A 7,560-nucleotide genomic window follows, 5' to 3' on the forward strand; every position below is an offset into this window, starting at 1 on the left:
GTGCTCACTCCGCTGCTGGTTTGGCCGCCGCGGGGTGCGTGAGGCCCGTCGGGATGACCTCATAACCGGGCTCTTCGGGCTCGTCATCGACCAGTTGGTCGGGGAAACCGGGGGCGGTGATGCTGAGGCCGGTGGCGTCCTCAAGGCGGCGGATGATGTTGGGCGACAACTCGCGCGCGCCATAGCGCGCGATGCCATCGTTGAAGATCTCGACCATCAGGGGGCTGATTTCCAGCGGAATGCCCGCATCCTCCGCCAGCTTCTGAAAGAGGCCAATATCCTTTTTCACGAGGTCCATGGTGAACGAGACGTCGCGCGAGCCGTTGAGGATCAACTGGCTTTCGGTCTCGTGCACAAACGACGTGCCTGAGGAGATTTTCATCGCCTCATAGGTGGTGTTCATGTCGATGCCCTGCGCCTTCATCGTCACCAGCGCCTCGCAGCAGGTCAGCAGGTTGGCGGTGGCAAGGTAGTTGGTCATCACTTTCAGGACCGAGGCGGTCCCGATCTCGCCGGTATGCAGCACGCGGCGGCCCAGCGTGGTCAGGACGGGCAGCATCCGCTCGAACGTCTCGCGGTCGCAGCCCGCGAAGATCGAGATATTGCCGGTGTCCGCACGGTGACACCCGCCCGAGACGGGGCATTCCATCGCGGCGCCGCCGCGCTCCTTGACCAGTTCCGCAAGGCGCTTCATCTCGCCGCCATCGGTGGTCGACATCTCCATCCAGATCTTGCTGCTGTCCACGGCGGGCAGCATCTGCTCGACCACGGCGGTGCAGGCGGCGGGCGAGGGCAGGCAGGTGATGACGCCTTCGCATTCCTCCATCATCGCCAGCGGGCTGGCCGCTGCCTTGGCCCCCTTGGCGGTGAATTTTGCTACCAATTCCGGGTCCAGATCATGCACCATGAGGTCATGGCCGTTGCGCAGCAGGCTGCCCGCCAGCTTGCCACCGACATTGCCGAGGCCGATAAATCCGATTTTCATATGAGTGTGCCCTTCCGCGCTAAGCGATTTCATGTTTGGCCCGAACGTGGGGGAACTGCAAACCAACGTAAAGCAATGGGTTTTTACCCAATGGGGGCGGATATGTTGAGGGAGGCAAGTTTATCATTGCGGTGCGGGACTTGCGGCGCCGATCACGCGCCGGTCTGCATAAAATTGCGGCACCTGCATGCGGCGCGGGCTATGGTGGCGCTGACAGCCATCTGCGAGACGCCCGCCAATGCACGATGCCGGTTTTTTGGACGCCCTGCCTGCCGCGATGGATGCGGTCGGCACAGCCCGCTTTGAAAAGCAGCTGGCCGACGCGATCGGCTGCGCGCTCAGCTATGATTTCATCACGATGGCGCGCTACTCGGTGCATGAAAAGCCGCGCTTCCTGATCCACTCCTACACATTCCCCTCGCATATGGCCGAGCTTTACCTGTCGCAATTCGTCGACGCGGATCCCTATATCGAGCATTGGCGCAGCGCCGAGGAGCCGGGGGTTGTCTGGCTTCAGGACATCGCATTCTCGCGCAAGCGCTACCGCAGATATACCGAGGTTTTCCTGCCGCAGATCGGCGTTTGCGACGAGATCGGTGTCTTCATGCCCGCCGTTGCGCGCGACTCGGTCGCGTTTTTCTACAATCGGCGGGAGCAGCTCTTTTCCCCCGAAGATGTGGAGGCGGCGCGCACGGTGTTCGACGCGGCGGCGGCGCTCTACCGGCTGCATATCCGCACGCTTCTGGCGCAGGAGGGCGCGGCGCGCGATGGCTCGCCCTCGCTGGGCAATCCGGCGCGCGCGACCTCGGGTAGCGGCGCGACGATCTGGTACACCAATGAATGGAGCGCGCAGCAACGCCCCGATCTGGCACTGGTCGAGGTCGCGGGCGCGGAGCCGGCACAGGCGCCCGAAACCTACCGCGCAACGCCGCTGAGGCAGGAGCGGGCCGTGCGGCGCGCATCGCTGGCGGGCTGGGTGGCGCAGCTGGGCCTGACCCCGCGCGAGCGCGAAATCGTCGCGGCGGCGCTGACGGGCGAGGCGAATGCGGGCATCGCGGCGGCGCTGGGCCTGTCGGTGGGCAACGTCAAGAATCACAAGCGCCGGATCTACGCCAAGCTCGACATCGCCTCCGAGCGCGATCTGCTGGCGATGTATATTGCCGCGATGTCGAGCGAGGCGGGTTAGCGCGCCCGCCGCCGGCGCATCACCGCCTGCAGGATACGGTCCACGATCATGGCAAGCAGCGCCATGCCCAGCCCCGCGACCAACCCGGCCCCCGCATCGGCGCGCCCCAGCGCCAGAAAGATCAGCTGCCCCAGCCCGGTCGTGCCGACCAATGCCGCGATCACCAGCATCCCCAGCGCATAAAGCACCGTCTGGTTCAGCCCCACCAGGATCTGCGGCATCGCCTGCGGCAGGCGCACCTGCCAGAAAAGCTGCCAGGGCGAGCATCCGCTGGAGACGCCCGCCTCGATCAACGTGGTCGAGACCGAGCGCAACCCGAACTCGGTGTAGCGGATCATCGGCACGATGGCATAGGCCACGATGGCCAGGAGGGCCGTGAAATCGCCCACCTGGAACAGCATCAGCGCGGGGATCAGCAGCACGAATTGCGGCAGGGTCTGCAGCATGTCGTTGATCGGCCGGATCACGCGCGACACCATGTCAGAGGTGGCGCCCCAGACGCCGATCAGCCCGCCCAGAACGATGCAGATCAGAACGGCGACCGAGCAGAGATAGACCGACAGCATCGCCTGCGGCCAGATGCCGTTGACCAGCAGAAACGCGGTTGCCCCGCCCACGAAGGCCGCCAGCCGCCAACCGCCCAGCTGCCAGGCCAGCAGCGTGGCAAAGCCCAGCACCGACGGCCAGGGCAGCCCCGTCGCCCCGAAATAGAGGAAGGCCGCCATGACGACCACGGCAATCCCGCCCCGCCAAGCGCCGGTGGCAAAGCCCGCAAGGCAGAGAAGCGCGGCAAGTGCCCAATAGGCGGCCTTGGCGGCGGGCGCGAAGCTGACGCCCCAGGTGAAGGGCGCGACGGCGCGCTCGAGCCCGATCTTGACCGGCAGCAGCACATAGTAAAGCGCGGCATTTTTGAAAGCCGACATCGCGCCGCCATAGCGCACCAGGAACTCCTCGACCGCGCTGTTGATCGTTTGTGCGGGTGACCAGACGGCCCATTCGGGCCAGCGCCAGAGGCCGGGCAGGACATAGGCGGCGGCAAGGCTGAGCGCGATGGCGGCCCCGAGCGCGCCGAAAAAGTGCGGCCTGCGTAGGCCCACAAAGCTGGCCATCGGCAGGGCGCGCGCGGCATAGGCGGCGGTGATCCGGTCCAGAAGGATCGCCATGACGACGATGACGAGGCCGGACATCAGGCTTTGCCCGAACTGGGCCTTGCGCATGGATGAGAGCACCTCCCAGCCGATATCCTCGAAGCCACCGATGATGGCCGCGATGATGACCATCGACAGCGTTGCCATCGTGGTCTGGTTCACGCCGATCAGAATCTGGCGCCAGGCGCTGGGCAGCTCGGCCCAGAGGAACCTCTGCCAGCCGGTACAGCCGGACATGCGCGCGCTCTCGATGATGGCGGGCGCGATGGACTGAAAACCCAGCACCGTGTTGCGCACCATCGGTGGCGCGGCAAAGATGACGCTGGCCACCAGACCCACGACCGGGCCAAAGCCAAAGAGCAGCAGGATCGGGATGAGATAGGCGAAGGCCGGCACGGTCTGCATCAGGTCAAGCACCGGCATGATCGCATAGCGCGAGCGGCGCGAGCGATAGCCCAGATAGCCAAAGGCGAATCCCAGACCCACCGCCAGCGGCAAGGCGACAAGGACCAGCGACAGCGTGTTCATCGCCTCGATCCAGTAGCCGGACACGAGGATATAAAGCAGCCCCAGCGCCGCAATCAAAGCCAACCTCGGGCCGCCGCCCTGCCAGGCCGTCAGCGCGACGACGGCGCAGACGCTGAGCCACGGCATCTGGGTCAGCAGGCTTTGCACCAGATTGAAGGCCGCGCCCAAACCGTGCGAAATGGCGCGAAAGAACGGCTGCGCCTGTGCGACGAACCAATCGGCGGCGGCGTTAGTCCAGGCCTCCAGCGGCACGGTCCAACCTGCGGGATATTCCAGCACCATCGGGATCTCCTGCCGCAAGAGGACCAGCAGTGCCGTGGCGGCGATCAGCGCCAGCCAGGGCCAGGCGGCGATGGACGAGCGCAGGATGCGGACGGCGGCGCGGCTCATATATCTGCGACAGCGTCGTCGTGATAGAGCGAGCGGATCACCGCCAAGGGATGCAGCGCACCGATGACCTGCCCGTCATCGCCGGTCACGTCCACCGTGACGGTATCGTCGTCAAAAAGCTTGATCGCCTCGTTCAGGTTGGCGCGGCGCGGCACCTGCGGGTGATCCTTGCCATCGTCATGGCTGGGGCCCATCACGTCTTCGGCGCAAAGGACATTGGCCAGCGGCACGTCCCCGATGAAGTCACGTACATAGGCATTTGCGGGTTTCAGGACGATCTCGGCAGGCGTGCCGATCTGCACGATCTGGCCGTCCTTCATGATGCAGATCCGGTCGGCCAGCTTCAGTGCCTCCAGAAAATCATGGGTCACGAAAACGATGGTCTTCGACAGCTGCTTCTGCAGCCGCAGGAATTCGTCCTGCATCTGGCTTCGGATCAACGGATCGAGCGCCGAGAACGGCTCGTCCAGCAGCCAGAGTTCGGGATCTGCGGCAAGGCTGCGGGCGATGCCGACGCGCTGCTGCTGACCACCCGAAAGCTCGTGCGGATAGGCGCTTTCCTTGCCCTTGAGGCCGACGAGTTCGATCATCTTGCGTGCATGGGCGCGGCGCGCCTCGCGCGGCTGGCGCTGCGCCTTGAGCGGGAAGGCGACGTTCTGCACCACATCCAGATGGGGCAGCAACCCGAAATCCTGAAACACCATGCCCATCTTGCGGCGACGCAGTTCGGTCAACTCGCGCTTGCCGGCTTTCAGCAGGTCCGTCCCGTCAAGGAAGACCTCGCCCAACGTCGGCTCGATCAGGCGCGAAATACAGCGGAGCACCGTCGACTTGCCCGAGCCCGAGAGGCCCATGATGACAAAGATCTCGCCCTCGGCCACGTCGAAACTGACATCGCCCGCAGCGACGAAGTGATCGGCGTCGCGCACATGGGCCAGCCGCTGCTCCAACGTCATGGCCTCGAAATCGTCCGAGGTGACGCCGCCGGGATCATCGCCATAGACCTTCCAGAGGCCGCGCACCGAGAGCTTGGCAGTGGTGGATGGCGCGGTGCCTTGGGGTTTGGGCATTGCATGCTCCGGTCGGGAAAAGCGGTCTTGGGGATGCGGCCCGCGCCAAGGCGCGAACCGCAGGAATTGGCGCTACTCTTTGGCCGCTTCGACCCAGGGAGTCCACGTCTCTTTCTGCGCCTCGACATAAGCGCTGACCACGTCCTCCATCTTTTTCCCGTCCTGGTCGATGGCCTTCATCATCACTTCCTGATCGGCAGTATTCATCTGAAAGGCCTCTAGGAACGCATAGGCGGCCGGCCATTTCTCCTCGAAGCCGGACCATGCGACCTTCATCGTCACGGGCCGCTCGACGCCGCAATCGCCGGTCGCATCGGGGTTAGGCCCCCAAGCCGGATCGGTTTCGCAGGCCGGGTCATAGGCGGGCAACTCGACCCAGCCGGCCTCGACCTCGGCAAAGACCCAGTGGGGCGACCAGAACATCATCACCAGCGGCGTCTTTTGCGCTGTCGCCGATTTCAGCTCGGCCACCAGCGCCCCTTCGGAGCCTGCCGGCACAGCCTTGTAGTCGATATCCAGCGCCTCGATGATATCGGCCGAGCGGGTGCCCCAATCCGCCGGATAGGACAGGATGCGCCCCTGCGGGAACGTCTCGGCAGTGATCAGCGCCTCCTTGCACTCCTTCAGCGCGTTCCAGTCGGGCAGGCCGGGGCAGGTCTCTTCCATGTGCTTGGGATACATCCAGCCCTCGCGAGTCTCGAGGCCGAGGTCGCCGATATCGACGGTTTTGCCGGCCTCCTTCATCTTGGGATAGATCTCGCCCGCGTTGTTCAGCCACACCTCAAGCGAGGCCGAGAGATCGCCATCCCCCAGCGCGGTGAACTGCGGATAGTTGCCGGCGGTGACGTATTCCACCTGATAGCCCATGTCCTTCAGGATGGTGCCCGCAATATGCGTCGAGATATGCTGGCCGGTCCATTCGTTGATGGCCAGCTTGATCGGCTCGTCCGTCGCGCCCATTTCGGCGGCGCTGGCCATGCCGATGGTGGATGCCCCGGCCAGCAGCAGGCTGCTCAGTATCTTTATCGTTTTCATTTCGGTCTCCTTGTTGTCACGGTCTTGATTGGCAGGACCTGTCACCGGCCCATTGGGTCTCTATGGTTTGCGGCGCGCATCGCTCTAACCTGAGGGGCAGCGCCGCCCCGCGCACTCTACCGCGCAAGCGCGGGCATTGTAACAGGCAGCGGTGCTTATCGCCGCTCTTGGGCGCGTGTCATGGATGTTAGCGCGCTCTGTCATCGCCGTAATAGTGCCCAGAGGCACCGTTACGCAGGACGCTTTGCGGGCCTATCCTGACTGCGCCGGGCATCAGCGCGGCGCTATCCATGACCCAAGGCCGCGCGCCAAGGAAGGCCCCATGCACCCCATCTATGCCCTCTGGTCCCACCCGCGCTCGATGTCGACGGCGATGGAGCGTGTGATGCGCGAGCGCGGAGATCTGGACTGCCATCATGAGCCGTTCATGTATGACTATTACCTGCACAGGCAGGTTCGGGTCATGCCGCATTTCAAGGCCGAGGCGGACCGCCCGGTATCCTACGAGGCCGTGCGAGAAATGCTGCTGGAGCGCGCCGCGCAGGGGCCGGTCTTCATCAAGGACATGAGCTATTACGTGATGCCGCGCATCATGGACGATGCCGCACTGTCGGACGCTCTGGTAAACAGTTTTCTCATCCGCGATCCCGTTGCGTCGATCCAGTCCTATTTCAAGATCGACCCCGAGGCGACCTGCGAGGAGATCGGTCTGGAAGCGCAGGCGCGCCATTTCCAGGCGCTGCAGGATTGGGGCATCACCGCCCCCGTCATCTGCGCCGAGGATGTGCGGCGCGATACCAAAGGCACCGTCAGCGCGCTCTGGCGCGCCATCGGCCTGCCGCCCGCCGATCATGCCTTCAGCTGGCAGGAGGAGCAGCCCGAGGACTGGAAACAGGTCGGGGAGTGGCACGGCACCGCGTCATCCTCGACCGGCATCGCGCCGATCAGCGATGCGGAGATCGCTGAAAAAAAACGCAAATTCGCCGATCTGGCGCAAAAATATCCCCGCGCGCAGGAGTATCTCGATCATCATCTGCCGTATTACGAAATGCTGAAGGCGCACGCGCTGAAAGTGTGAGCCATTCTCACCGACCGCCCAAAGGACCCATTTATGCCTAACACCCCCATGACCCCGATCCCCGAACTATACGTCAGTCACGAGTCTGCGCAGAAGCTGAAGGTGGAGGCGGGCAATCTGGTCAGCCATGATCTGACGCC

Annotated in this window: 6 protein-coding genes; 2 read left to right on the plus strand and 4 right to left on the minus strand. The window is 64.3% G+C overall.

Features of this window, described 5'->3' with window-relative positions:
• Positions 1-4: 4 nt before the first annotated feature.
• Positions 5-985, minus strand: a complete 981-nt coding sequence (locus ACEWPL_RS06175) for an NAD(P)-dependent oxidoreductase (protein ID WP_393934168.1) — start codon at positions 983-985, stop codon at positions 5-7.
• A 238-nt stretch (positions 986-1,223) separates the two neighbouring features.
• Between ACEWPL_RS06175 and ACEWPL_RS06180 the strand changes: the two genes are divergently transcribed.
• Positions 1,224-2,171 (plus strand): response regulator transcription factor, encoded by a 948-nt coding sequence (locus ACEWPL_RS06180; RefSeq protein WP_393934169.1) that lies wholly within the window; start codon positions 1,224-1,226, stop codon positions 2,169-2,171.
• Here the strand turns inward: ACEWPL_RS06180 and ACEWPL_RS06185 are convergent.
• From ACEWPL_RS06185 to ACEWPL_RS06195, 3 genes are all read right to left on the minus strand, one after another.
• On the minus strand, positions 2,168-4,237 hold the full coding sequence (locus ACEWPL_RS06185) for an ABC transporter permease (RefSeq protein ID WP_393934170.1): 2,070 nt from the start codon (positions 4,235-4,237) through the stop codon (positions 2,168-2,170). The genes ACEWPL_RS06180 and ACEWPL_RS06185 overlap by 4 nt on opposite strands.
• On the minus strand, positions 4,234-5,307 hold the full coding sequence (locus tag ACEWPL_RS06190) for a quaternary amine ABC transporter ATP-binding protein (RefSeq protein ID WP_393934171.1): 1,074 nt from the start codon (positions 5,305-5,307) through the stop codon (positions 4,234-4,236). The genes ACEWPL_RS06185 and ACEWPL_RS06190 overlap by 4 nt, the downstream gene beginning before the upstream one ends.
• A 72-nt stretch (positions 5,308-5,379) precedes the next feature.
• Entirely contained in the window at positions 5,380-6,342 is a 963-nt protein-coding gene (locus ACEWPL_RS06195; protein WP_393934172.1) for an ABC transporter substrate-binding protein, read from the minus strand.
• Positions 6,343-6,664: 322 nt separating this feature from the next.
• Here ACEWPL_RS06195 and ACEWPL_RS06200 point away from each other — a divergent pair, with 322 nt between their 5' ends.
• On the plus strand, positions 6,665-7,420 hold the full coding sequence (locus ACEWPL_RS06200; protein ID WP_393934173.1) for a sulfotransferase-like domain-containing protein: 756 nt from the start codon (positions 6,665-6,667) through the stop codon (positions 7,418-7,420).
• The last annotated feature ends 140 nt before the right edge of the window (positions 7,421-7,560 follow it).

Origin of the sequence: Roseovarius roseus, from assembly GCF_043355935.2 — a bacterium.
GTDB lineage: Bacteria > Pseudomonadota > Alphaproteobacteria > Rhodobacterales > Rhodobacteraceae > Roseovarius > Roseovarius roseus.